The 24,927-nt window shown below is 68.3% G+C and carries 23 protein-coding genes; 3 read left to right on the forward strand and 20 right to left on the reverse strand.

Annotation, left to right across the window (positions count from 1 at the left end; all coding sequences use genetic code 11):
* Nucleotides 1-111: 111 nt before the first annotated feature.
* The 12 genes from RCO38_RS23470 to RCO38_RS23525 all read right to left on the reverse strand — a co-directional run bounded on the left by RCO38_RS23470 (nucleotide 112) and on the right by RCO38_RS23525 (nucleotide 12,750).
* Nucleotides 112-480, reverse strand: coding sequence for a hypothetical protein (locus RCO38_RS23470; protein ID WP_308330996.1), 369 nt, complete (start codon nucleotides 478-480; stop codon nucleotides 112-114).
* Nucleotides 481-512: 32 nt separating this feature from the next.
* On the reverse strand, nucleotides 513-1,982 hold the full coding sequence (locus RCO38_RS23475; protein ID WP_308330998.1) for a hypothetical protein: 1,470 nt from the start codon (nucleotides 1,980-1,982) through the stop codon (nucleotides 513-515).
* Nucleotides 1,983-2,189: 207 nt separating this feature from the next.
* Nucleotides 2,190-2,876 (reverse strand): hypothetical protein, encoded by a 687-nt coding sequence (locus RCO38_RS23480; RefSeq protein ID WP_308331000.1) that lies wholly within the window; start codon nucleotides 2,874-2,876, stop codon nucleotides 2,190-2,192.
* 437 nt (nucleotides 2,877-3,313) lie between these two features.
* Entirely contained in the window at nucleotides 3,314-4,492 is a 1,179-nt protein-coding gene (locus RCO38_RS23485; protein ID WP_308331002.1) for a cation:proton antiporter, read from the reverse strand.
* Nucleotides 4,489-5,250, reverse strand: coding sequence for a class I SAM-dependent methyltransferase (locus RCO38_RS23490; RefSeq protein ID WP_308331004.1), 762 nt, complete (start codon nucleotides 5,248-5,250; stop codon nucleotides 4,489-4,491). The genes RCO38_RS23485 and RCO38_RS23490 overlap by 4 nt, the downstream gene beginning before the upstream one ends.
* A gap of 10 nt (nucleotides 5,251-5,260) precedes the next feature.
* Nucleotides 5,261-6,022: a glycosyltransferase family 2 protein gene (locus RCO38_RS23495; RefSeq protein WP_308331006.1), complete on the reverse strand. Its 762-nt coding sequence runs from the start codon at nucleotides 6,020-6,022 to the stop codon at nucleotides 5,261-5,263.
* Nucleotides 6,019-6,789, reverse strand: coding sequence for a lysophospholipid acyltransferase family protein (locus tag RCO38_RS23500; protein WP_308331008.1), 771 nt, complete (start codon nucleotides 6,787-6,789; stop codon nucleotides 6,019-6,021). The genes RCO38_RS23495 and RCO38_RS23500 overlap by 4 nt, the downstream gene beginning before the upstream one ends.
* Nucleotides 6,782-7,636: a MipA/OmpV family protein gene (locus RCO38_RS23505; protein ID WP_308331010.1), complete on the reverse strand. Its 855-nt coding sequence runs from the start codon at nucleotides 7,634-7,636 to the stop codon at nucleotides 6,782-6,784. Before RCO38_RS23505 ends, RCO38_RS23500 begins: the two co-directional genes overlap by 8 nt.
* On the reverse strand, nucleotides 7,633-8,970 hold the full coding sequence (locus RCO38_RS23510; RefSeq protein WP_308331012.1) for an NAD(P)/FAD-dependent oxidoreductase: 1,338 nt from the start codon (nucleotides 8,968-8,970) through the stop codon (nucleotides 7,633-7,635). Before RCO38_RS23510 ends, RCO38_RS23505 begins: the two co-directional genes overlap by 4 nt.
* 76 nt (nucleotides 8,971-9,046) lie before the next feature.
* Complete coding sequence (locus RCO38_RS23515; protein ID WP_308331015.1) at nucleotides 9,047-10,690, reverse strand: NAD(P)/FAD-dependent oxidoreductase; 1,644 nt, start codon at nucleotides 10,688-10,690, stop codon at nucleotides 9,047-9,049.
* A 60-nt stretch (nucleotides 10,691-10,750) separates the two neighbouring features.
* Complete coding sequence (locus RCO38_RS23520; protein WP_308331016.1) at nucleotides 10,751-11,548, reverse strand: beta-ketoacyl synthase chain length factor; 798 nt, start codon at nucleotides 11,546-11,548, stop codon at nucleotides 10,751-10,753.
* Nucleotides 11,545-12,750, reverse strand: coding sequence for a beta-ketoacyl-ACP synthase (locus RCO38_RS23525; protein WP_308331086.1), 1,206 nt, complete (start codon nucleotides 12,748-12,750; stop codon nucleotides 11,545-11,547). Before RCO38_RS23525 ends, RCO38_RS23520 begins: the two co-directional genes overlap by 4 nt.
* A 134-nt stretch (nucleotides 12,751-12,884) precedes the next feature.
* Between RCO38_RS23525 and RCO38_RS23530 the strand changes: the two genes are divergently transcribed.
* The 3 genes from RCO38_RS23530 to RCO38_RS23540 all read left to right on the forward strand — a co-directional run bounded on the left by RCO38_RS23530 (nucleotide 12,885) and on the right by RCO38_RS23540 (nucleotide 19,512).
* Nucleotides 12,885-13,571: a hypothetical protein gene (locus RCO38_RS23530; RefSeq protein ID WP_308331018.1), complete on the forward strand. Its 687-nt coding sequence runs from the start codon at nucleotides 12,885-12,887 to the stop codon at nucleotides 13,569-13,571.
* A gap of 37 nt (nucleotides 13,572-13,608) precedes the next feature.
* Nucleotides 13,609-17,175, forward strand: a complete 3,567-nt coding sequence (dnaE, locus tag RCO38_RS23535; protein WP_308331020.1) for a DNA polymerase III subunit alpha — start codon at nucleotides 13,609-13,611, stop codon at nucleotides 17,173-17,175.
* Between the two features lie 111 nt (nucleotides 17,176-17,286).
* A complete protein-coding gene (locus tag RCO38_RS23540) occupies nucleotides 17,287-19,512 on the forward strand; it encodes an ATP-binding protein (RefSeq protein WP_308331021.1) in 2,226 nt (741 codons plus the stop codon).
* A 7-nt stretch (nucleotides 19,513-19,519) separates the two neighbouring features.
* Here the strand turns inward: RCO38_RS23540 and RCO38_RS23545 are convergent, their stop codons facing one another.
* Genes RCO38_RS23545 through RCO38_RS23580 form a run of 8 tightly spaced genes read right to left on the reverse strand, consistent with a single transcriptional unit; the run spans nucleotide 19,520 to nucleotide 24,922 of the window.
* Nucleotides 19,520-20,428: a cell envelope integrity protein TolA gene (locus RCO38_RS23545; protein ID WP_308331022.1), complete on the reverse strand. Its 909-nt coding sequence runs from the start codon at nucleotides 20,426-20,428 to the stop codon at nucleotides 19,520-19,522.
* Nucleotides 20,429-20,438: 10 nt separating this feature from the next.
* Nucleotides 20,439-20,888, reverse strand: a complete 450-nt coding sequence (locus RCO38_RS23550; protein ID WP_308331023.1) for a biopolymer transporter ExbD — start codon at nucleotides 20,886-20,888, stop codon at nucleotides 20,439-20,441.
* 2 nt (nucleotides 20,889-20,890) lie between these two features.
* A complete protein-coding gene (gene tolQ / locus RCO38_RS23555) occupies nucleotides 20,891-21,595 on the reverse strand; it encodes a protein TolQ (RefSeq protein WP_308331025.1) in 705 nt (234 codons plus the stop codon).
* Between the two features lie 31 nt (nucleotides 21,596-21,626).
* Nucleotides 21,627-22,067 (reverse strand): tol-pal system-associated acyl-CoA thioesterase, encoded by a 441-nt coding sequence (ybgC, locus tag RCO38_RS23560; protein WP_308331026.1) that lies wholly within the window; start codon nucleotides 22,065-22,067, stop codon nucleotides 21,627-21,629.
* Nucleotides 22,064-23,284, reverse strand: a complete 1,221-nt coding sequence (locus tag RCO38_RS23565; protein WP_308331087.1) for a pyridoxal phosphate-dependent aminotransferase — start codon at nucleotides 23,282-23,284, stop codon at nucleotides 22,064-22,066. The genes ybgC and RCO38_RS23565 overlap by 4 nt, the downstream gene beginning before the upstream one ends.
* Nucleotides 23,285-23,301: 17 nt before the next feature.
* Nucleotides 23,302-23,799, reverse strand: coding sequence for a transcription antitermination factor NusB (nusB, locus tag RCO38_RS23570; protein WP_374694579.1), 498 nt, complete (start codon nucleotides 23,797-23,799; stop codon nucleotides 23,302-23,304).
* Nucleotides 23,800-23,804: 5 nt separating this feature from the next.
* The gene (gene ribH / locus RCO38_RS23575; RefSeq protein WP_308331027.1) at nucleotides 23,805-24,269 is read right to left on the reverse strand and encodes a 6,7-dimethyl-8-ribityllumazine synthase; all 465 of its coding nucleotides are present in this window, start codon (nucleotides 24,267-24,269) and stop codon (nucleotides 23,805-23,807) included.
* 20 nt (nucleotides 24,270-24,289) lie between these two features.
* Nucleotides 24,290-24,922, reverse strand: a complete 633-nt coding sequence (locus RCO38_RS23580; protein ID WP_308331028.1) for a riboflavin synthase — start codon at nucleotides 24,920-24,922, stop codon at nucleotides 24,290-24,292.
* Nucleotides 24,923-24,927 lie beyond the last annotated feature (5 nt).

Raw genomic sequence — 24,927 nt, forward strand, 5'->3', positions numbered from 1 at the left:
TTAGTTCCTCAATCGCGCTTTGATCATGCACTGCCCACTGCGCATAGGCATTCGAAAAAAGACCGAGCAGGGCCACTGCAAGGCTGGTTTGACACAGTCTTTGAATTACTCTCATAGGTAACCCCTGACAATGTCTTGGCCACCTACTTCATACCAGTTTGCTCCGCTGAGCACGTAGTCATCAGGAGCCTTTGAGCTATCTGGAGAAAAGGTAACTGACAGGTTTTCATTGCCGGAGCGGTACCCATAGCTTGTGTTTGAAATCGACGATGGTTCACGCCCAATCAATTCCCGCACCTGCTTCTTCGTCATCCCCGGCTGCAACCGATCAAAAGCTTCACGCAGCGTCGGCGGCTCATCGCTGCCCCCGCCACCCCCGCCACAAGCCGCCAGCCCAGCGCCCATCGTTGCGGCCAATGCCCATTGGCCCCACCTCCGGCGGGTGATCGGGTTTTGACGGGTGGTATTTGATGTGTTCACGGGCTTCCTCCTTGGGTTGGTTGACAAAACAATCATCCGCGAGCGATGGCGGCCTCTGGCCAGGCTTGCGGGGACGGGGTTGGGGATACGAATGCCGCATCCTGCATGGACGTGTTCATGGCGACCGCTTCGCGCCAATGCTCGGCCGGGGATTGCGAAAGCGCTTGCGCCACACTGAATTCGCGCAGGGGCGGGTGCGTCTGATGCAAGCAGATGCTGCTGGCGTCCTTGTTCAGCAGGAATTGGCTGACCTCGCCTTGCGAGGCGTGCAGGGTGGATTCCTTCACTGCAGCAGCGGTCAAGGTCTGTAGCTGTGTTTCGCTCATCCCCAGGGCACGCAACCGGGCACCCAGCTGTCCCAGGAAGCGCTCGGCATGCGCCCTTTGCTGTGAGCTGGGCGTCAGCGTTTCGCGCTTCTCTCCCACCGCCTCGGCCAGTTGTGTGCGCTGCGCTTCGGGCTCGCACATTGCCACCGTCTCGCGGCGCACGGGCCGGCCATGCGCATCGAGCTCGGTGAACACAGCTTCCTTCCCAAGCCGGGGGTTGAGCTCAATGCGGCTTCGGCTGCCGTCGGGGCCGTAGTGCTCGATCTCGACCGCGCCCGTTTGCGGGTTGCTGCTGAGCCACTGGCGGCTGCCGTCTTCGCGCTCGATCTGGTAGCGGTTCCAGGGTGAGTTCTCGTCGGCGCTCGCCATCTGGCCGACCTTGGTCACGGGTGAGGCGCTGAGCAACGCGAAGCGCGCCCTGGCCTGCGCAGGAATTTCGGAGAAGTCGATCTGGCCTTCGGGGATGCGGTAGCGCCCGTCGGGTCCGACGCTCAGGCCTTGCTGGCCGTCGACCAAGGCGCCCATGGTGTGGTCCTTGCCCATGAGCGCTGCGGCTGGCAGCGTGCCGACCTTGCTCAGCATCAGCGCGGTTTTGAGCAAGTCGGGCGCGGCAGCGCCGGGCAGCAGGGTGTGGGGGTGTCCCGTTCGTTCGCTGAGGTAGTGGTTGCGCATCACCCCGTCGTAGGTGTAGGTGGCGATGTCGTTGGGCGTGCGCACGTCGTGCACCACGCGGCCGCTGGCCTGGTAACGCGCGATGGCCGCCTTGTACCCGCCGACGCTCTTGAAGTAGTCGCCGTTGCGGGTGTCGCGTGCGATGGGCAGGCTGTTGTAGACCGCCGCGTCGATGTTGTTCTTCAGAGCGAAGCTCTGCGCCATGCCGCCGCCCAGGCTGTGGCCGGTGGCGGAGAAGTGGTAGTGCTTGTAGCGCTCGTCGTTTCTCAGTGCATCAAAGGCCGCTTGGGCCTTGGCCTCGATCTTGGCGAACTCGCTGGCGCCTGCGTTGCCCAGGTCACTCTTCCAGTTGCTCCAGGCGTCCGAGCCTTTGAAGTCGAAGCTGATCTGGTTCGTCTTCCGGTTGATGGAGACCATGAACTGGTTTTCCAGCTTGCCGTCGGCATTGTGCTGGGTGTTCCAGCCTTCCTGGAGCAACCTACCTTGGGGGTCTTTGACCGGCATGGGCCAATCGGCGGGAATGTGGTCTCCCTGTACGGCATGCTCCCAGGGCTTTGGATACTTGGCTATTTCTTCGGCCGCCTTCACGTCTTTGTGTGGATAGGCCCAGAAAGCCAGATACAAACCAACTTTGGCGTCCCACCTGTTCCAGGGGGTGTCCGGCAGCCCGGAGGGAATCTCGTTTTTCCCGCTCATGCACTTGCTCCTGACTTATTTGTTGTAGAGCCGGTCCAGCCATTGATCTGCAGGTTGCTTGCAGTTGTCCTCCAGGGCCTGCCAGAGCTTGTGCCGCTCAGGATCCCTCAACAAGGTTCGTGTCCCATCTTGGTTATTGCGGTAATAGCCGTCCCGAAACGTTGGCCAAATCTTGTACGCCACCGCATACGTGGTGACATGCGGCCGAAGCTCGGTGCCCAGGTCCCGGCTTCCTACCACCAGCCGCCTCACATAACACTGCTGCTGCAACAGCGGCAGCAACTCGGCGAGGCCAGCCTCCCAGGCGACGACATTGCCTCGCGGGCTCATGCCTTCATCCAGCTTGCCCGGCACCGGTCGGCTGGTCGCCTTCTGCAGCGCCAGCAGAATCTTCGCGTCCATCGACCCTTTGGCCGCCGCCTGGCGGAACAGCTCGGTGATGGCCTCGTCGTCCTGCACGTCCTTGATCCAGCCGTCCGAATTGCCCAGCGCGTAGAAGTAGTCCCCGAGCGGATCGCCCGCAGCCTGCAGGGTCTTGACGTGGTGCAGCAGCATGGCACGGCCCTTGTCGATGTCGCTGGCATATCCAGCCTTCTCGATGGCGGTGCAGGCAGAGAGCATCAAGGCGCACGCCGCCGCCCCAGCGAGCGCAACCCGCCGCATGCCATTTATGGGCTGTTCGTAACGATTTGGAATGTTCATGTCTCAGGACTCAAGTCAAGAAAGAGCTGGAAGATGAGTGCGCGATTGCGGCCTCACGCGCGCGCTGCGCGGGCGCCAAGGCGCCCTCCGCGCACCTTTGGCGGGGAGTTGTCCGGTTGGATGGTCTTGACGTCCAAATGCTTCTTTGACATCCCGATCAGAAGGTGAAGTAGCCAGCGCATGGTGTGCAGAAGCCGGGGGCTTTCGGATTCGTGTGGGGGTGGTGAGGGCGAGGCGAAGCCTTGCACGGACGGTCCGCAGGCGGCGTCCACGCACGGTCGGGGCAGGTGCCCGAAGCGGCTTGGTGGTGTGTTTGGATGGTCGGCTCCCTGGCGCCCGTGGTGGTCCACAGGTCGCCTGTGCGTCGGATTGGGTCCGACAGCGGGAGATGCTAGCGCCAAACCGCTTGGGCTCGGTCCCAGGCGTGCACTATTTGGTTACATTTTGAACCGCACGTGCGGCGCCACCACCGGCACCGTCAGCATGGTGCTGGCCACGGCCATCAGCAGCAGGGCGGTGAAGGTCTCGCTGGTGATGACCTGCTTGTCCAGCAGGATGTTGGCGAAGATGATCATGATCAGCGCCTTGGTCTGCAGCAGCCAGCCGATGACGCTGGCCTCGCCCGGGCCCCAGCCCAGCACGCGGCCGGCGATGCGCACACCGATCAGCTTGCCCGCCACCGAGACGAACAGCAGCAGCGCCGCCGCCGCGAACACCTCGGCGCCGCCGACGCCCCAGTTGGTGCGCAGGCCGGTGGAGAGAAAGAACACCGGCATCATCACCAGCAGCACGTGGTGGCGCAGCTGGTCCAGCTTGTCCTGGTTGAACCAGTGCGCGTCCATGATGGCGCCGGCCAGGAAGGCGCCCACCATGTAGTGCAGGCCGGCCCAGTCGGCGCCGAAGCCGCAGGCCGCGAGCCAGATCAGCGCGACGTACCAGCGGTCGCGCTCCTGCAACCAGGCCATCAGGCGCCGGAAGCCCCAGCCCAGCACCACAAAGCCGAGCAGGAACACCACCTGTTTGCCGATGCGGCTCCAGTCCATGAGGATGAGCGCGAGCACGCCCCAGATGGCGATGTCGTCCAGGCTGGCGTAGCGCAGGATGCGCTGGCCCAGCGGGTGGCGCAGGATCTCCAGCTTCTCCATCAGCAGGATCAGGATCGGCAGTGCGGTGACCGCGCAGGCCATGCCGACGCCGGTCACGAACTGCCAGTCCTGCGCGAGCGGGCCCATCCAGCCCGGGAACTGCAACAGCACCAGCGCGGCCCCGCAGCCCAGCACCAGTGGCACACCCAGCGCCAGCCCGGCGGTGATGCCGCTCTCGCGCCGGTGCTTCCAGGCCTGGGCCAGGTCCAGCTCGACGCCAGCGATCATCACGAACAGCATCACCGCCCACCAGGCGATGCCGCTCAGCGACTGCACCACCGCCGGGGTGAACACGAACTGGTAGTACTCGGGCGACCACTTGCCCAGCACGCCGGGCCCCAGCAGGATGCCCATGATGATCTGCACCACCACCAGCGGCGCGAAGTAGTCGGTGTTGAAGACTCTCCAGACCAGCCAGGGCAGGCTGAAGATGATCAGCATCGCGATCAGGAACAGCTCAGTGGTGTTCATGCCGGCCGCACCCCGGTGTATTCGCGGAAGATGCCCAGCGACACCGAGCAGTCCACGTCGGCGAAGCCGGCGCGCCGCAGGGCGTCCATGATGGTCGCGGGGTCCAGCGCCGCCTCGATGGTGTCGCCGTAGTAGGCCCAGAGCTTCTGCACGTCGGCGTGCCGGCCGGTGAGCCGCGCCATCAGCGGCACCATCACCGAGATGTGGAAGCGCAGCAGGCCGCGCAGCAGACGCCCGCGCGGACGGCTGATCTCCATGATGCAGACCTTGCCGCCCGGCTTGAGCACGCGCAGGTACTCGGACAGCACCTTGTTCAGGTCGTCCACATGGCGCAGGGCATAGCCCATGGACACAAAGTCGGCCTGAGCGTCGGGCAGCGGGATGGCTTCGCCGAAGGCTTCGAGGGTCTCCACCGACACCTTCTTGCGCAGCTCGGCCAGCATGCCGGGTGAGGGATCGACCGCGATCACCCGGCCCGACGGGCCGACCAGCTCGACCCCGGCGACCGTGACCAGGCCGGTGCCGGCCGCCACATCCACCAGCGTCATGCCGGCGGACAGGCCGTTGCGCCTGAGCACGTCGCGCCGGTACCAGGCGCCGCTGCCCAGGGCGGTCAGGCTCTCGGCGCTGTCGTAGCCGCCCGCCGCCTCGTTGAACATGGTCTGGGTGAGCTGGCGTCGCTCGCCCTCGCTGCTGAAATAGGGGCGCAGGCGCGGGTCGTCCTTGAGCGCGCCCTTGCGGGCCTCCGGCAGGGTCATGTCGTTGTTCCTATCCAAAAAGACGTCGCCAGACCAGCAGCGGCAGCCGCAGCACGAAGCCGATGAACAGGCGGGTGTGCATCCAGGTCAGCAGGGTGTTGTCGCGCAGGTATTTGAAGTGCGAGACGCCGCCTTCCTCCGCGCTGAGGTAGCGCACCGGGGCGTCGATGTTGACCGGCCGCACGCCGGCCCAGCACAGCCGCACCACGGCCTCGGGGTCGAAGTCGAAGCGGCGCATGAAGCGGTTGCCGCGCATGATCTTCGCCAGCGGTGCAATGGGGTAGACGCGAAAGCCATAGAGCGAATCGCCCACGCCCATCCAGAGCGTCTCCAGGTTGGCCCAGCCATTGGAGACCTTGCGGCCGTTGACGCGCAGGGCCGGCGCCTCGGGGCCGAACACCGGCTTGCCCAGCACCATGGTGCCCGGGTCGCGCTGCGAGGTGGCCATGAAGGTGGGAATGAGGCCGGCGGGGTGCTGACCGTCGGAGTCCATGGTCAGCGCGTGGGTGAAGCCCTCGCGCGCGGCCTGTTCGATGCCGTGGAGCACGGCCGAGCCCTTGCCCTGGTTCTGCGGCAGCACGATCACGCGCAGACCGGGGTCGCGGGCGGCTTCGGCCTGCAGCAGCCGGTCGGTGCCGTCGGTGCTGCCATCGACGACGACCCACACCGGGGTCCATTGCGCGCGCGCCTGGCGAACGGTGTCGATGACGCCCGGGCCGGGGTTGTAGCTGGGGATCAGCACCAGGTGGGTGCTCGAAGCAGAAGCGGTCATGCGGGTGGGGCGGCGGGCACTCGGACCTCGCGGCGGAAATAGGCCTCCAGCTCGGCGGTGAAGGCGATGTGGTCGGCGGGGGCGTCGAAGCGGTGGCCCAGGCGGGCCTTCACGGTCAGCGGCAGCACCGGCGGGCGCAGCAGCGGCCAGGCCTTGCCCAGGTAGGCGGTGGAGAAGTCCAGCAGCACCGTCTGCACCGGGGCCCCGGCGCGGCGGGCGATCATGCCCACCGTGGGCGCCAGCGGGTCGACCGGGAAGTGCACGGTGCGGCTGCCTTCGGGGAACAGCACCAGGTGGGAGCCCTGCTGCAGCGCTTCGCAGCCGCCGGCGATGATGCGCAGGATGCCGTCGTTGCGCACGTAGCGCGCCAGGCGCGCGGCCGAGCCGAACAGCGGGTTGTCCATCAGGCTGGCCTTCATCACGCAGATCGCGTCCGGCAGGCGCGAGACGATGAGCACGGCGTCCAGTAGCGAGGGATGGTTGGCCGCGATGACCAGTCCGCGCTCATGGCGCAGGCCCTCGATCTCGGACAGGTCGAAGCGGCAGGCGCACAACCGCTCCAGCAGACCCAGGTAGAAGCGGAAGCCCGCGGCGATCACGCGCCGCCCGAGCCGCTGGCCCAGGGGGCGCGGCAGCAGCGGGTGCAGCAGCATGGCAAACGGCAGCCAGGTCAGGCAGAGCAGCGCCAGGGCGCCCAGGCCGATGTGCATGGCCAGGCGCTCGTACAGGGCCCACAGCGGACCGCGTGGCCGCAGCGCGTCACTCATCGACCCGCACGCGCTCGCTCGATTCGCCGAACACCCAGGACACCGCCACGCCGCCGGCCACGTAGTGGCGCGTGCGCACCAGCGGGCTGGCCTCGAACGCCGCGCCGCGCAGGCTGTCGTAGCGCAGGAAGGCGCCGACCCACTGGTTGCCGAAGCGCCTGGAGACGCCCACCAGGTACTGCATGCCGGCGAAGCCGGCGCCGGCCCGGTAGGCCGGACGGTCGGCGGTGGCGTGGGCCGCGTCGACGCCGTAGAAGTACTGGTGCTGCTTGCGGTCGCCGAACAGCGGGCCCGCCTGCAGGCCCACGTTCCAGCCCGGCAGACCGGACAGGTCGGTCAGGTCCAGGTTGAGCTTGGGGTGCAGCACCCAGCCCAGGCTTTGCGGGTTGCGCTGCAGCGTGTAGGCCGCGCGCAGCGGCAGCAGCAGCTTGAGCTGGCGCGCCTTGCCTTCGGTCTGCCACAGGGTCAGGTTCAGCTGCGGGCCCACTTCGAAGTTGGCGCGCAGGTCGGGCATGCCGGCGCGCGCGCGGATGTCCTCGCTCGACGCCGGCGGCGACAGCGCGGCCGAGACGGTCAGCTCAGCCCGGTCGGAGCCGAACAGCTCGGCGCGCACACCGTCGCGGTCGGCCTTGAGGAACTCGCCGCGGTAGACGAAGTAAGGCGTGGGCAGCACGAAGGCCCGGCGCTGGTCCGATCCGCGGTAGGCGGGAAAGCTCACCGCCGCCACCCCGGCGCCGGCTTCCCACAGCGGCTTGTCTTCCGCGCCCTGGGCGGGGGCGGTGGCCCCCAGGCCCAGGAGCAGGCCGGCCATGCCCGGGGCAGACGCGAGGCGGAGCAGGGTCTTCATGCGTTGTACATGGCGGGATCGTCCACCTTGCGGATGTTGAATCGGCGCCGCTGCCAGGCCATGAAAGCGCGCCGGGGCTGGGTGATGTTGGCGATGTAGTACATCGCCTTGAACACGAGGATCGAGCGCCAGATCGGGGTCTTGCCGAACACGTCGCCGGCCAGCACCGACAGGATGGCTTCCTTGACGCGGAACACGTTCTTGGGACCCATCAGGAAGTCGCGCATGATCGGGTTGGTGACGCGGTAGATGAACCAGGAAAACTCCTTGGGCCCGTGGCGCATCACGCGGTCGAAGCGCTTGAGCGCGGCAGCGGCCCGCCCCGGTTCGCGCAGGCAGGTGTCGATGGTGTCGGCGCCCACCACCGCGCTGTGCATGGCGAGCCAGACCCCCGAGGAGAACACCGGGTCGATGAAGGCATAGGCGTCGCCGAGCATGAGGTAGCTCTCGCCATGGTTGCGTTCAGAAACGTAAGAGAAGTTGCCGGTGGCTTCCACGGCACTTGCCAGTGTGGCCATGGACAGCCGTTCGGCCAGCGGCGGGCAGGTGGCGATGTTGTCCATCAGGAACTGCTGCAGGCTGCGCGCGCCCTTGGACTTCATGTGGTACGGCCAGGTGACCATGCCGATGCTGGTGGTGCCGTTGGTCAGCGGGATGAACCAGAACCAGCCGTGGGCGAACCAGAAGATGCGGATGTTGCCTTCTTCCTCGCCCTCGCCACGGCTGGCGCCGTCGAAGTGGGCGTAAAGGGCCGAGCTGTTGTGGCGCGGGTTGCGGTGCTTGATGCGGAAGCGGTTGGCCAGGAAGGTGTCGCGGCCCGAGGCGTCGACCACGAAACGTGCGCGCCAGCGCACCGTCTGGCCGTCCGCGTCACGGGCGCTGACGTCGGCGCCACTGCCCGGCAGGAACTCGACCCCGGTGACCTTGACGCCCTCCAGCGCCAGGGCGCCCTTGTTGCGCGCGTGGCGGAACAGGATCTGGTCGAAGTCGGCGCGCCGCACCTGGTAGGCGGCGGGCATGGACTTGTCCCAGGCGTCGGCAAAGTAGAAGGTCTGGGACCGGCCGTGCTCCATGGAGACGAACTCGGCGCCCGGCTTGTGCATGCCAATGGCCTTGATCTCGTCGGCGATGCCCATCTGCGCGAACAGCGGCAGGTTGGCTGGCAGCAGGGACTCACCGATGTGAAAGCGCGGGTGGTGGGCTTTTTCGAGCAGCACCACCTGGTGGCCTTTGTCGGCGAGCAGGCTGGCCACCGTGGAGCCGGCCGGGCCGCCGCCGATGACCAGCACATCGCAGGAAGGGGCGCTGACGCTGCCCTGGGCCGGGGTGTTCATGGGGTGGGATTCGGAATGCGATGCAGAGGCCGCCGGGCGGGTGCCGGCGGAAGCCCCGCATCATAGTCCGTTGCCCTCAGCAGACCGGCTCGGGCAGCCGGCCCGGCAGCAATGCGCGGGCCGGGGCGCTGGCGGCCGGGTCCGGAGACACCAGCCGGCCCAGCGCGCCGGTGTCGAGCCCGGGGTGCTCGGCGAGGGCGCGGCCGAGGATTTCCGCGGCCAGGGTGTGCAGCAGGGTATTGGACGCACGGATGCGGGCCACGAAGCCGGCGGCGTCCAGTGTGTCGTTGAGGCTGCGGTTCAGTTCGGCGAACCAGGGCAGGGCGGCCTGGTCCAGCATTGCGGCCGGGTTGCGCTTCTCGCTGACCACCGACCAGGCGCGCAGGAAGTCCTGCACGGCGCGGTTCAGCGCCTGGCACTGGGCCAGTTCGCTGCGCAGGGCGGCCAGCGACGACAGGTCGGCCAGCCGGTTGTGGAACACGAACTGCGCCAGCACGCCCCAGTAATAGGTGTAGTCCCAGATCACCTTGACCGGCAGCACCTCGGGGTCGCCGAAGATCGGGTACTGGTCCTGGTAGAGCGCCATGGTGCTTTCGTAGAACGAATGCAGCAGCTGGTCGAACACCTGAACCCGCGCGCCCAGCCGCTCGCCGCGCCGGTCCATGGCAACCAGTTCGGTGATGTAGGTGTTGCTGATGGCGATGAAGTCGCTGCCCGGCGAATAGAAGGGGTCGAGGAACAGCCCCGCCTCGCCGGTCAGCGCCCAGCGGTCGGCCGAATAGACCTGCTTGCAGCCGTAGGAGAAGCGCTTGAAGAAGGCGAAGTCCTGCAACAGGTGGCGCTTGCCGTCCAGATCGTCGAACAGCAGCGGCTGGTAGGCCTTGAACCAGTCCATGGCCTTCTCGAAACTGTCCATGGTGTCCAGCGGGTGGATCGCCGGGTCGGCCACGATGCCGACCGAGTGCGAGCCCGAGGACAGCGGGATCAGCCAGACCCAGTAGCCCTTGCCGACCAGGTGGTTGGTCGAGAGCCAGCGCGCCGGCGGGTTGCAGCGCATGCGCCACTCGGTGTTGTCGGTCCAGCGGTCGATCTCGATGCGGTCCTTGATGCGGAACCACACCGCATGGGCGGCGTGGTCGTTCGGCTCGGCCAGGCCCAGCTTGCGCTTGATCAGGCCGGCGCGGCCGCAGGCGTCCACCACCCACCGGCTGTCGACCTCGTGGCTGCTGCCTGCGTGGGTGTAGCCGACGCGGTGCAGGGCGCCCGGGTCGCCGGACGATTCGGCCAGTTCGATCTGCCGTACCATCGAACCTTCGATCACCTCGATGCCACGGCGGCGGGCCTCCTCGACCAGGAAGTTCTCGAAGATGCCGCGGTCGATCTGGTAGCTGGGCACCGACAGGTGCATGCTGGCACCGATTTCGGTCACCTGGTCCAGGTCGCGCCGGCCTTCGGAGAAGAAAAAGCGGAAACCGAACTTGCGCAGGTGGCGTTCGCGCAGGTGCTCGCCCAGCCCTACCACTTTGTCGAAGTAGTGTGCGCCGACCTCGACCGTGGATTCACCCACCTTGTGGGCGGCCTCGGGCGCCGGCCCCGCGCGGCGCTCCAGCACCAGGATGTCCAGGTCGGGCTCGCGCTGGCGCAGCTGCAGGGCCAGCGTCAGGCCGGCCAGTCCACCACCAAGGATCACGACGTCGCGGAAAGGGCGTTGGGCATTCATGGCGGAAGTATCGCCGCATTGATCCGCCGCACGGCCTGCGAAAAGGGGAAACCGCAGGTCTCAGGGGGCGATGAGCAGTTCCAGTGACTGGTGGGCCGACAGCGGCCAGCGCAGCCGCGCCGGTTGCCCCGTGGCCAGGGCCTCGAACAGGGGCAGCGCGGGGGCCATGGCGTTGCCGCCAAGGGCCTGGGCGGCGGGGCTGCGCGCGGCCGGTGGCTCGGATGCGACGGGACTCAGTTGCCAGTCCAGCCGGGCGGTGCTGGCCGGGCCGGCCCGCGGCGCCAGCACCAGCCCGACGGCCAGCGCGCCCTGGCTGGTGGTGGTGTGGGTCAGGGCGCCGACGGCGGCGGTGTCGTAGGCCACGTACAGCACGGGCCTCTGCTCGGCCTCGCACTGCACCAGTGCCTCCAGCAGGCCGTGGGCGAAGCTGTGCGCGGCGCCGCTGACTGAGGTGTTGCCCTGGCCGTTGCGCGTGAGCATGCTCCAGAAGCCGGCGGGCGCGTTGTGGATCGAGTGCAGGAAGCGCGTCGGCGACACCAGGGTGGGCGTGTGCACCAGGGTGCGGCACAGCTCGTCGATCACCGGCAGATCGCCATGGGCCGAGGCGAAGACCGCCAGAAGCTGCGCCGGGTCGTGACCACAGGCCATCACCGCCTCGTGGGCCGCGGCCAGAGACAGGGCCACCGTCTGGGGCGCGCGGCGGCGTTCGGCCGGGGGCAGCTGGCCGGGCGGCGGAATCGGCAGCGGTGGGTCCCCCGGAGGCATTTCGCCGCGCAGCGCGGAGCGGGCCGTCGGCCAGCCTGGCAGGGTGGGGGCCCAGAGCGCGATGCCGTCGATGCGGGTGCTGAACCCGCTCATGAGCCCGCTCCATCGCCGCGACCGAAGACCAGCACGCAGTTGCTGCCACCGAAGGCAAAGGCGAAGCTGGCGGCGGTGCGCACCCGCTGCTGCCGCGGGGCCAGCAGCAGCCGGTCCTGGATGCCCGCTTCGGGGGACGAGGTGTTCGCCGTACCGGGCAGCAGGTCGTGGTCCAGCGCGAGCAGACTGAACACGGCACCCAGCGCGCCGGCCGCGCCCAGCGTGTGGCCGGTCATGCCCTTGGTCGAGCTGGCCGGCACGCCGGGGGGGAATCGGCGCGCAACCAGCCGGGCTTCGACCTCGTCGTTCTTGGGCGTGGCAGTGCCGTGCAGGTGCAGAAAGCCGATGTCGCCGGTGCCCAGCCCGGCACGGGCCAGCGCCCGGTCCAGCGCGGCCTCGGCGCCCGCGCCGTCGGGGTCGGGAGCCGACAGGTGGTGGGCGTCGCTGGACTCGCCGTGGCCCAGCAGCTGCAGGCCGCCTGCGCCGCGTTCCAGCAGCACAAAGGCCGCGGCCTCGCCGATGCTGATGCCCCGGCGCGCTCCGTCGAAGGGCCGGCAGGGTTCGGGCGACACCAGCTGCAGGGCATGGAAGCCGAACAGCACACTGCCGCACAGGCTGTCCACCCCGCCCACGACCGCCGCATCGGCCAGCCCCAGGCGGATCAGGCGCTCGGCGGCCGCAAAGACCTTGGCGCTGGACGAGCAGGCGGTGGAGATCGTGAGCGGCGGCCCCTGCAGGCCCAGCGCCTCCTGCACAAAACCGGTGAGCGAATGCAAGGTGTGCAACGCCGGGTTGTCGGGCTGGGGCGGGAACACGCCGCTGGCGTCGAGCACGCGGCAGGCGTCTTCGGTGGCGCCGATGCTGGCGGTGGACGAGCCGAGCACCAGGGCCACACGGCCGGCGCCATGGCGCTGCACCGTGGCGGCCACTGCGTCCGCGAAGCCGTCCGCCTGCAGGCCGCGCCAGGCCAGCCGGTTGTTGCGGCAGTCCCAGTGGGCCCAGCGTGCCGGCAGGGGCCGGTCCAGCCCATCGACGCGGCCGACCCAGGTGTCCAGGGGCTCGGCCATCGGGGCGGCGCCGAAGTCGTGCGGGCCGAGTGGTCGCAGGCCACTGCGACCCGCGGTGATTGCATCCACCATGGCCGCCCGGCCGTCGCCCAGGGCCGACACGGCGGTGAAGGCGCTGACGCGAAGGGGTGGAATGGACACGGTGGGCTGGTCGGTGGCGGGGTGTGGCGGGCATTGTAGGGAGCCGGGCCCGCAGCGCGGACCGGGCACCCCCCGGTAAAATCACCGGTCCGTTCTGTATGGCGCCCGCCTGCGCGCACCCCCACCCCATGCCCCCTTCGACGACCGAACTGCCACCGCCGGCGGCCTCCTCCGTGTGGCCCTGGGTCAAGGGCGCGCTGGCGGCCCTGGCGGCAGTGGCCTGGGCCGTCGCCTCGCATGTGGCGGCCGGGCAGAGCGAACCCTCCGGCTGGGGCGCCGCGCTGGCGCTGGCGCCGGTGGTGACGGCCCTGGCGCTGGGGCTGTGGAGCCTGTCGGCGCGCTGGCTGGGCCTGGCGGGGCTGGCGCTGCTGGCGGCGCTGCTGGTCGGCGCCTGGCCCTGGCTCACCGCCCGCGTGCCGCTGCTGTTCTTCATGGACCAGACCGGTGTCTACCTGCTGATGGCGGTGGTGTTCGGCCGCACGCTGCGGGGGCCGGGCGAGTCGCTCGTGACGCAGATGGCGCGCCTGGTCCACGGCGGGGTGCTCTCGGCCCGGCAACTGGTCTACACCCGAGCGGTCACGGTCGCCTGGAGCCTCTTCTTTTTCGTCATGGCCCTGGTCTCGGTGGCGCTGTTCGCCTTCGCGCCCACCGCGGTCTGGTCGACCTTTGCCTACCTGTTGGGCGGCCCGCTGATCGGCCTGATGTTCCTGGGCGAGTTCCTCTGGCGCCGCCACGCGCTGGCCGGCGAGGACAAGGCCACCATCGCCGACGCCATCCGCGCCTGGAAGGCGCACAACGCCGACAAGGCGCCCTGATTTTTTTCGCCCGCCCGTGCGCGGGCCTGCTGCACCGATGTTCATCCACCTGCGCCTGCACACCGAGTTTTCCGTCGTCGACGGCACCAACCGCATCGACGACGCCGTCGCCGCGGCCCAGGCCGATGGGCAGCCGGCGCTGGCCATCACCGACCTGAACAACCTGTTCGGTGCGGTCAAGTTCTACAAGGCGGCCCGCGGGGCCGGTGTCAAGCCGCTGCTGGGGGCCGAGGTGTCGCTGGGCGGTTTCACCGACGAGACGGCGGGCGCCATGCCCGGCGCCCACCAGCCCCCGGCACCGCGCGTGATCCTGCTGGTGCAGGACAAGCAGGGCTACCTCAACCTCAGCGAGCTGCTGGCCCGTGCCTGGACACGCAGCGACGGTCGGGCCGGCGCGGTGGTGCAGCGCGAATGGCTGGAGGAACTCAACGCCGGGCTGCTGATGCTCTCCGGCGCGCAGGCCGGCCCGGTGGGACAGGCGCTGGTGCAGGGCGACTCCCAGCGCGCGGCCGACCTGGCACTGAAGCTGGCCAGCCTGTTCCCGCACCGCTTCTACATCGAGCTGCAACGTGCCGGCCGCGCCGACGACGAGCGCCACGTGGTCGCCGCCGTGCAGCTGGCCGCGCGCCTGCACCTGCCGGTGGTGGCGACCCACCCGGTGCAGTTCCTGGCCGAGGACGACTACGAGGCACACGAGGCGCGGGTCTGCATCGCCGAGGGCGAGATCCTGGCGAACAACCGCCGGGTGCGCCGCTTCACGCGCGAGCAGTACTTCAAGTCCTCGGCCCAGATGGAGGCGCTGTTCGCGGACATCCCGTCGGCCGTCGCCAACACGCTGGAAATCGCCCGGCGCTGCAGCCTGACCCTGGTGCTGGGCAAGCCGCAGCTGCCCAACTTCCCGATCCCGCCGGTGGACGGCCGCACCATGTCGGTGGAGGAGTATTTCCGCCACGTGTCCTACGAGGGGCTGGAAGGGCGGTTGAAGCACCTGTTCCCCAACGAGGCCAAGCGCGAGGAGCAGCGCCCGCGTTACGTCGAGCGGCTGGAGTTCGAGCTCAACACCATCCTGAAGATGGGTTTCCCGGGCTACTTCCTGATCGTGTCGGATTTCATCAAGTGGGCCAAGGAAAACGGCTGCCCCGTGGGCCCGGGCCGGGGTTCCGGCGCCGGCTCCCTGGTGGCCTACGCGCTGCTCATCACCGACCTCGACCCGCTGCAGTACAACCTGCTGTTCGAGCGCTTCCTGAACCCGGAGCGGGTGTCTATGCCCGACTTCGACATCGACTTCTGCCAGTCCAACCGCGACCGGGTGATCGACTATGTGAAGGACCGCTACGGCAAGGACGCGGTGAGCCAGATCGCCACCTTCGGCACCATGGCCGCGCGCGCGGCGATCCGCGACGTGGGCCGCGTGCTCGACTTCTCCTACGGCTTCTGCGACGGCATCTCCAAGCTCATCCCCAACAAGCCGGGCATGAGCGTGACGCTGCAGTACCCGCCGGTGCCCAAGAAGGAGGGCGACAAGAACAACTACGCCATCGAGATGGAGCCCATCCTGGCGGAGCGCATCGAGAAGGAAGAAGACGTCAAGACCCTGATCGAGCTGGCGCAGAAGCTCGAAGGCATGACCCGCAACATTGGCATGCACGCGGGGGGCGTGCTGATCGCGCCGGGCAAGCTGACCGACTTCTGCCCGCTCTACCAGCAGCCGGGCAGCGAATCGGCGGTGAGCCAGTACGACAAGGACGACGTCGAAGCCATCGGCCTGGTGAAGTTCGACTTCCTGGGGCTGGCGACGCTGACCATCCTGGAGATCGCGCGCGAGTTCATCATGAAGCGCCACAAGGGCCAGGAGAACTTCCGCTTCGAGGACGTGCCGCTGGACGACAAGGCGGTCTACGCGCTGTTCTCCAAGGGCCAGACCGAGGCCGTGTTCCAGTTTGAAAGCCGCGGCATGCAGGGCATGCTGCGCGACGCCAAGCCCAGCCGGCTGGAAGACCTGATCGCACTGAACGCGCTCTACCGTCCGGGCCCGATGGACCTGATTCCCAGCTTCGTGAACCGCAAGCATGGCAAGGAGGTGGTCGAGTACCCGCACCCGCTGGTGGAACCGGTGCTGGCCGAGACCTACGGGATCATGGTCTACCAGGAGCAGGTGATGCAGACCGCCCAGGTGCTGGGCGGCTACTCGCTCGGCGGCGCCGACATGCTGCGCCGCGCCATGGGCAAGAAGAAGCCCGAAGAGATGGCCGAGCACCGCCTGATCTTCCGCAAGGGCGCGGCCGAAAAGGGCATCAGCGAAGAGAAGGCCGACGAGGTTTTCGACCTGATGGAGAAGTTCGCCGGCTACGGTTTCAACAAGTCGCACGCCGCCGCCTACTCGCTGCTGGCCTACCACACGGCCTGGCTCAAGGTTCATTACACAGCCGAGTTCTTCTGCGGCAACATGACCGTGGAAATGGACGACACCGACAAGCTCAAGGTGTTGTGGGAGGACGCGCGCAAGATGGGCGTGGCCTTCGAGCCGCCCGACGTGAACCGCGGCGTCTACCGTTTCGAGCCGGTCACGGACAAGCTCATCCGCTACGGCCTGGGGGCGGTCAAGGGCACGGGCCAGCAGGCGATCGAGGCCATCGTCGCGGCGCGCGAAGGGCGGGGCGAGGGACCGAACGGCGGTGAATCCGGACCGTTCACCAGCCTGTTCAACTTCTGCCTGCGGGTCGACCGCCAGCGCATCAACAAGCGCACGGTGGAGGCGCTGATCAAGGCCGGCGCCTTCGACGCGCTCAACCTCAACCGGGCCGAGCTGCTGGCCTCGCTGGACGTGGCCTTCGAGTACGCCGCGGCCACCCAGGCCAACGCCCACCAGGGCGGGCTGTTCGACATGCTGGGCGGCGATGATCATGGCTCCAGCACGCAGGAGCCCGCCTACGAGACCACGACGCCCTGGGGTGTCAAGGAGCGCCTGACGCACGAGAAGACCGCCATCGGCTTCTACTTCTCAGGCCACCTGTTCGACGAGGTCGAGCGCGAGGTCCGGCGCTTCGCCCGCACGCCGCTGGCCGACGTGAAGGAAAGCCGCGACCCGGTGGTCCTGGCCGGCATCGTCTCGGACTTCCGCGTCATCAACGGCCAGCGCGGCAAGCTGGCCTTCTTCAAGCTGGACGACAAGAGCGGTGTGCTGGAAGTCAGTGCCGACGAGAACCTGATCAACCAGTACCGCCACCTGCTCAAGGACGACGAGCTGTTGGTCGTGCAGGCGACCGTGCAGCCCGACCGTTTCTCCGGCGGCCTGCGGCTGAAGATCCAGCAGATCTGGGATCTGGCGGCCGCCCGCTGCCGCTTCGGCAAGTACCTGCGCGTGGCGGTCAACGGCCAGGCGCCGGCCATCGCCCAGCTGGTGCGCGATTTCCCACCCCGGCGCGAAGAAACCGAGCAGGGCGAGCTCGTCCGGGGGCTGGGCGTGCGGCTGATGGTCGAGCGCGCCGGCGCCCGCTGCGAGCTGCAGCTGGACGACCGCGCGCTGTTCTTCCCGACCGATGCGGCGCTGGCGAGCTGGATGGCGCAGGCCCATGACCGCCGGGCCGAGATCGTGTTCGACTGAGCATTCCCGGTCCCGGTGCAGGAAAAACCCTTCTTGGTTGTCAATCCTGTCACGCAGACACAGGTCCCGGCACTCAAGTCGGCTCAAGCTGCACCGATGATTTCGACAACCATGAAACTGCAATACAAGGCTTGGGCGCTGGTGTTTGCCATCGTCGGGTTCGCCGCCGGCTCGGCCATGCTGGGCGCCCGGTACATTGTTGGAGAGTCGTTCGCCCAACTCGAAACCGACCGGGCCCAGCGCGAAGGCGAGCGGGCGCGGCGCGTGCTCGACCAGCAGGTGCAGGCCCTCAGCGCCACCACGCGCGACTACGCGCAGTGGGTGGACGCGGTCGACTTCCTGCAGGGGCGCAAACCGGAGTTCATGGACGACAACTTCGACGTGGGCAACCTCGGGTATCTGCGCATCTCCGAAGTGGCGGTGTTCGATGCAAAGGGTCGGCTGGTGGCCAGTGTCACCGTGGACGACCAGGGGCGCAAGGTGGCGGTGCCGGCCGCGCGCATCGAGCCGCTCAGGCCCCTGGCCCTGGAGGTGCTGGCCTCGTCCGACCCCCTGTCCGCATTCCAGACCCTGCGCGTCGCCGACGGCCAGCTGGACATGGTGGCCGTGGCCTCGGTCCAGAAGCCCAACGTCAGCGGGGAGCCCGCGGTCGGGGCCATTGTCATGGTCCGCCGCTTCGATCAGGCGGAGCTGAAGCGGTTCTCGGAGGTACTGATGATGCCGACGGCGCTGTCGTTCGAGGCGCCTGATCACCGAGAAGAAGACATGCATGTGGAGCTGGTGGATGACCAGCATCTCAACTTGCACGCGGTGCTGAAAAACCACCAGGGCCATCCAGTCGCGGAACTGGTGCTGGAGCTGGACCGCTCCCTCGAAGAGCAGGGCCGGGTGCTGACCTGGAAGGGCATGGGGCTGTCGGCGCTCGCCGGCTTGATCGCCAGCGTGGTGCTGGTGCTCCTGCTGGACCGGCTGGTGCTGCGCCGTTTGCAGAAACTGCACCACGATGTGAGCCGCATCACGATGGATGGCCCCACCGCGGGCCACGAGGTCCAGGTGGCCGGCAACGACGAGCTGACCCAGCTGGCCGAAGGCGTCAACGCCCTGCTGACCCGGGTCCGCTCCGATGCCCAGGCGCAGCGCGAGGCCCATGTGCAGCAGGAAGCCCTGCAAGTGCAGCTCATGCAGTCGCAGAAAACCGAGGCACTGGGTCGGCTGACCGGCGGCATCGCGCACGACTTCAACAACTCGCTGGCCGCCATCACCGGCTGGGTCCGCCTGGCCAGCGAAGACCTGGACAGCACGCACCCGAGCCACGAAGCCCTGCAACAGGCGCTCAAGTCGACCCGCTACGCGGACGGGCTGATGCGCCAGCTGCTGGCCTTCGGCCGGCAGTCCGCACCCCGGCTGCGCCGCCTGCACTGGGCGGCCCTGATCGAGGAGACGCGTGTCCTGGTCTCCGCGGGACTGACGCGCGACTGCGAACTGGTGGTGCATTACGAGGTGGACGACGACGAGGTCGACGCCGACCCCACGCAGCTGCAGCAGGTGCTGGTGAACCTGCTGATCAACGCGGCCGATGCCATGAAAGGGCAGGGACGCATCGATCTGACGCTGGGTTCGGCGGAACTCCCGCCCGGAAGCGGCCAGGAAATGCCCGCCGGCGCCGCCGGCCTTCCCGACGGGCGCTACCTCGTGCTGCGGGTGCGGGACCATGGGCCGGGCATTCCACCCGAGCATGTGGACCGGGTGTTCGACCCCTTTTTCACCACCAAGGCCAAGGGCCGCGGCACGGGTCTGGGTCTGTCGGTGGCGCAGGGCATCATGGCCCGGCACCACGGCTCGCTGGGCCTGCTCAACAGCCCGGACGGCGCCTGCTTCGTGCTGTGCCTGCCGGCCAGCCGGCGCGACGAGACGGTGGCCTCCATCACCACCCCCGGAGGGCCGGGCAAGGGGCGCCAGCTGCTGTTCGTGGACGACGACCAGTCGGTGCGGCATGCCTGGGCTGCGCTGCTGGAGCGCAAGGGCTGGCAGGTCACGCGCTCACGCGATGGCGAAGAGGCCTGGAGCCAGTTCTCGCAGACGGGCAAGCACTTCGATGTGGTGCTGACCGACCAGTCCATGCCCCGCCTGGACGGTGTGGGACTGGCCCAGCGCATCCGCGCCACCAACGCGCCGCCACCGGTGGTGCTGATGAGTGGTCACGTCGACGAAGTCGAGTCCGGTCTGCTCAAGACCCTGTTTGCGGCCGTGATGCACAAGCCGGTCGACCCGACCGAACTGGACCGGGTGCTGCAGAGCCTGCCCTTGCCGGAAGAAGCGGCCGCCACCCGGTTCTGAGTGCGGGTCAGTCGGTCGGGCGGACCACGATGATGATGGGCGAGGGCACGCGGCCATCGACATCGCGCGGCAGCGATCCGGTGCGGTCGATGGCTTTCAAGGCCGCCTCGTCCCAGGCCGAGTTGCCGCTGCTGTCCACCACGCGCCTCGCGGTGATGGTGCCGTCCGGCAGGGCCCGCACTTCGATTTCAGTACGCAGCGAGCGTGGGAAATCTTCCGTGTAGCGGATGTTGGGACTGACCTTGGCCCGCACGCGGGCACCATAACCCGAGGACGGCCCGCTGGACTGCTGGGCCGAGCCACGGGCTTCGGGGCCGCCGCTGGCGCCCACCTGGCCCATCATGCGGGCGAGCTGGTCGCGCCGCATCTTGTCGGCCAGTTGTTCTTCGCGCCGTTCGGCTTCCCGGCGCTCCTGGTCCTGCTTCTTTTTCTCCGCGAGCTTCTTCTGGTCCTCGGCCTTCTTTTTCTCGGCCAGTTCCTTTTCTTTCTTTTCGCGCTCAGCCTTCTCCTTGGCCGCTTTTTCCTTCCTGGCCTCTTCCAGCTCGCGCCGCTTCTCGTCTTCCAGTTTCTTCTGCTTGGCCTTCTCGGTCGCAATGTCCGGCTGCTTCACCGCCGGCTGGGGCGGTGGCGGTTCGGGCCGGGGTTCCGGCTTCGGTTCGGGCTTGGGTTCCGGCCGGGGCTCGGGTTCCGGCGGAGGCGGCGGGGGAGGTTCGACCGCCCGCGGTGCGGCCTCGCGCGGCAGCGCCGACCAGATCTCGGCCTCGAACGCCACCTGCGGTTCGTCCTGCTTCCAGTGCACGCCCCAGGTCAGCGCCGCCATCAGCAGCACGTGGGCGGCCAGGGCCAGCGCCAGCGGCGTGCCCCAGCGGCCGGAGCGCGGCGGCTTGAAGTCGATGGCGTCGGTGATGATCTGCATGGCCGGACGATCAGCGGCTGGCCTGGACCGCCAGGCCCACGCGGTCGACGCCGGCGCGCTTGAGCGTGTCCATGGTCTTGACCACGGTGTCGTATTTGATGTCCTTGTCGGCGCTGATGACCACCGGCACGGCGTCGGCCGGGGAGCCCGCTTCGGCGGCAGTGCCCTGCAGCTTGCGCACCTCTGCCGCCAGCTGCGGCAGCTTGACACCTTGGCCGCCCTTGCTGGCCGTGCCCAGGCGCACCTGGATGGTTTCGTCCTTGTCGATCACCACCTGCACAAAGCTCTTGGGCTGTGCGTCGGCCTGGCCCACGCTCGGCAGGCTGATCTGGCTCGGGGAGATGAGGGGCGCGGTCACCATGAAGATGATCAGCAGCACCAGCATCACGTCGATGAACGGGACCATGTTGATCTCGTTCTTGGTGCGGCGGGTGCGGCCCCGCGAGGAAACGGCGGCCATGCTCAGTGTCCCGACGCCGTGGCCTGGCTGGGCTGCTGGCCCAGGTTGCGGTGCAGGATGTTGGAGAACTCTTCCATGAAGGTTTCCATGCGGTTAGCGACGCGGTCGATGTCGGTGGCGAAGCGGTTGTAGGCCACCACGGCCGGGATCGCGGCGAACAGGCCGATGGCGGTGGCCACCAGGGCTTCGGCGATACCAGGGGCCACCGTGGCCAGCGTCACCTGGGCCAGCGCGGCCAGGCCCGTGAAGGCGTGCATGATGCCCCAGACCGTGCCGAACAGGCCCACATACGGTGCCACCGAGCCGACCGTGCCCAGGAAGGAGAGGTTGGTTTCCAGCACGTCGATCTCACGCTGGAAGCTGGCCCGCATGGCGCGCCGCGCGCCGTCGAGCAGGGCGCCCGCGTCGGTGATGCGGCGCTCGCGCAGCTTGTGGTACTCGCGCATGCCGCTGGCGAAGATGCGTTCCATGGGACCGCCGTGGCGCGCGCTCTGGGCGGCGGCCGAGTAGAGATCGTTCAGGTTGGTGCCCGACCAGAACTCCTTCTCGAAGTCCTCGTTGTGGCGGTTGACGCGCTTGAGGGTGAAGACCTTGCGGAAGATGGCCGCCCAGCTGATCACGGACACGAGGACCAGCAGGGCCACCACGGCCTGCACGACCCAGCTCGCGTTGAGCATCAACTGGACGATGGAGAGATCTTGGGACATGTGATGGAAAGGTTGGAGTCGGGTCAGAGGGTCATTGGTTCCCGGGGGCGAGTGCTTGCAGCACGACCGCCGGAATGCGCTGGGGGCGCAGCTGCTGCGCGTCGACCCAGCCGATGCGGATGCTGCCTTCGCAAAGCAGGATCGGTGCCGAGCCGTCGGCGGGCTGCAGCGAAGCGGTCTGTTCGATTGTCAGCGAGGCCCGACCGGGTTCAATGACGCGGGCGGTAACAGTGAGCAAATCGTCGAGCCGCGCCGGGCGGTGGTAGCGCAGCTGCGTGCCGGTGACCACGAACATGCCGCCCACCTGCTCGCGGAGTTTCTGCTGCTCGACGCCCAGGTGGCGCAGCCACTCGGTGCGCGCGCGCTCGAAGAACTTGAGGTAGTTGGCGTAGAAGACGATGCCGCCGGCATCGGTGTCTTCCCAGTAGATGCGCACGGGCCACTGGAAGGCTGGTTGGGCCAGGTTGCTCACAGCGCAGCCTCCAGCCGGTGCACCGCTTCCTGCAGCTGGGGCAGGGCATTGGCGGTGGAGAAGCGCAGGTAGCGGCCAGGGTCGGCCAGACCGAAATCCCGGCCGGGCGTGGTGGCCAGCTGACAGCGGCGCATCAGCTCGAAGGCCAGCGCCCAGCTGCCGCCTTCCTCAGGCCGTCCGTCCGGGGCCTTCAGGCGCCAGCGTTCGCACAGCCCGGCCACATCGGCCCAGGCGTAGAAGGCGCCGTCGGGCATCACCGGGACCGACAGGCCCAGGCGGTCGAGCGCCGGGATGAAGAAGTCGCGCCGGGCCTTGAACTCGGCGCGGCGGCGTTCGTACTCGGCCAGACTCTCCGGCTCGAAGCAGGCCAGCGCCGCATGCTGGGCCACCGTGCTGGCGCAGATGAAGAGGTTCTGGGCCAGGCGCTCCACCGCCGGCACCAGCGCGGGCGGCAGCACCAGCCAGCCCAGGCGCCAGCCGGTCATGTTGAAGTACTTGGAGAAGCTGTTGACGCTGATCACCTCGTCGCCCAGGCCGTCGGGCAGACCCAGCGCGCTGTGGCCGTAGGCGTCGTCGTAGGACAGGCCCAGGTAGATCTCGTCCACCAGCGTGACGCCGCCTTTTTCTCGCACGAAGTGCGCGATGCGCTCCAGCTCCGCGCGGGCGATCGAGGTGCCGGTGGGGTTGGAGGGGGAGGCGAGCAGCACGCCGCGCGTGGCCGGGCCCCAGGCCGAGGCCACGTGGTCGGCGCTGAGCTGGAAGCGGTCTTCGGGACCCGACGGGATCAGCACCGGCGTGCCCTCGGCCGCCTGCACGAACTGACGGTTGCAGGGGTAGCAGGGGTCGGGCATCAGCACCTCGTCGCCTGCCTCGATCAGCGCCAGGCAGGCCAGCTGCAGCGCGGCCGAGGCCCCGGCGGTGACGACAATGCGGGCCGGGTCGATGTCCAGACCAAAACGGCCGGCGTACCAGCCGCTGATGGCCTCGCGCAGGGCGGGCAGGCCGGTGGCGGGGGTGTACTGGCTGCGACCCTCGCGGATCGCACGCTCGGCGGCGGCCTGCACCGGGGCGGGCGCGGTGAAGTCCGGCTCGCCGATGTTCAGGTAGATCATCGGCCGGTCACCGGACCGGGCCTGCCGCGCCATCTCGGTCGCGGCCTTGGCCAGTTCCATCACATAGAAGGGTTCGACGCGCCGGGCCCGGCGGGACAGGCGCAAGGGGTCCGGACGCAAGCTCATGCCGCCTTGGACGACTTGCGCGTGCCAGCGGGTGCCGCCGCCGCTTCGTGCGGGCGCAGCCGGGCACCGAGCTGGTGCAACACGCCGTTGACGTACTTGTGGCCATCGGTGCCGCCAAAGGACTTGGCCAGCTCCACACACTCGTTGATCACGACGCGCAGGGGCACGTCCAGGCAATGCTGGAGTTCGTACGCGCCGATCCACAGCACGCCGTGTTCGATCGGCGAGATTTCGGCCATCGGCCGGTCCAGCAGCGGGGTCACCAGGTGGTCCAGCGCTTCGGCCTGTTCGACACAACCATGCAGCAGTGCGTCGTAATGGGCGCTGTCGGCCTTGTGAAAGCCCGAGAGGTCGCGCGTGAAGACGTCGATGTCGCTGGCCTCGTTGCGACCCACCAGGTGCTGGTAGAGCGCCTGCAGCGCAAACTCCCGCGCCCGGGTGCGGGCCGACTTGTCGGCCGCCTTGCGCGGCTTGGTGATGCTCTGGTCGTTCATGGGGTTCAACCGATCTGCTCCAGCACGTGCGCCATCTCGACCGCCACGCGCGCGGCGTCGCGGCCCTTCTCGGTCTGGCGGGCCACGGCCTGTTCCAGGTTCTCGGTGGTGAGGATGGCGTTGGCGATCGGTGTGTTGGTGTCCAGGGATACGCGCGTGACGCCGGCGCCGGATTCGTTCGCCACCAGTTCGAAGTGGTAGGTCTCGCCGCGGATGATGCAGCCCAGAGCGATCAGCGCGTCGTACTCGTCCTGCTCGGCCATGGCCTGCAGGGCAATAGGCACTTCAAGGGCGCCAGGCACGGTCACGCGGGTGATGTGCTTTTCCTGTACGCCCAAGGCGAGCAGTTCGGCATGGCAGGCCTCGAACAGGGCGTTCGTGATGCCTTCGTTGAAACGGGCCTGGACGATGCCGATGGAGAGTTTCTTGCCGTCGAGCAGGCCGGTGCTGCCTTTGTCTGCGCCAAACATGGGGGTCTTTCTAGGTGGGTTCAGTTCTTGGAGGGGGTGGCGCCGAGCATGCGCTCGACGTAACGGGCCACGGTGTCGATCTCGAGGTTCACCGCGCTGCCCGCGCCCAGGTCGCCGAGCGTGGTGTTCTGAACGGTGTGCGGGATCAGGTTGATGCTGAACTCGCACCCGTCCGGGCGGTCTTCGATGCGGTTGACCGTCAGGCTGACGCCGTTGATGGCGATCGAGCCCTTGTAGGCGAGGTACTTCGCCAGTTCGGGCGGTGCCAGCACGCGCAGTTCCCAGCTCTCGCCCACGCGCTCGAACAGAGTGACCCGTCCGACGCCGTCCACATGACCCGACACGATGTGGCCGCCCAGGCGGTCGTTCGCACGCAGGGCCTTCTCCAGATTGACCCGGCGGCCGGCCTCGGAAAGACCTGTGGTCTTCGAGAGGGACTCGGCCGAGACGTCGATGGTGAAGCGGGATGAGGCGGCGTCGAGGGTCGTGACGGTCATGCAGGCGCCGTTGTGGGCGATGCTGTCGCCCAGGGCGACGTCGTCGAGGTAGCCCGGCGGCGCCTCGATCGTCAGGCGCCTGCCGTGGTCCAAAGAGCTGCCCAGGGGGTGAAGGTCGGCGATGCGGCCCACACCGGTGATGATGCCGGTAAACATCCGCG

The sequence above is a fragment of the Hydrogenophaga pseudoflava genome, assembly GCF_031020795.1.
Taxonomy (GTDB): Bacteria; Pseudomonadota; Gammaproteobacteria; order Burkholderiales; family Burkholderiaceae_C; genus Hydrogenophaga; species Hydrogenophaga pseudoflava_A.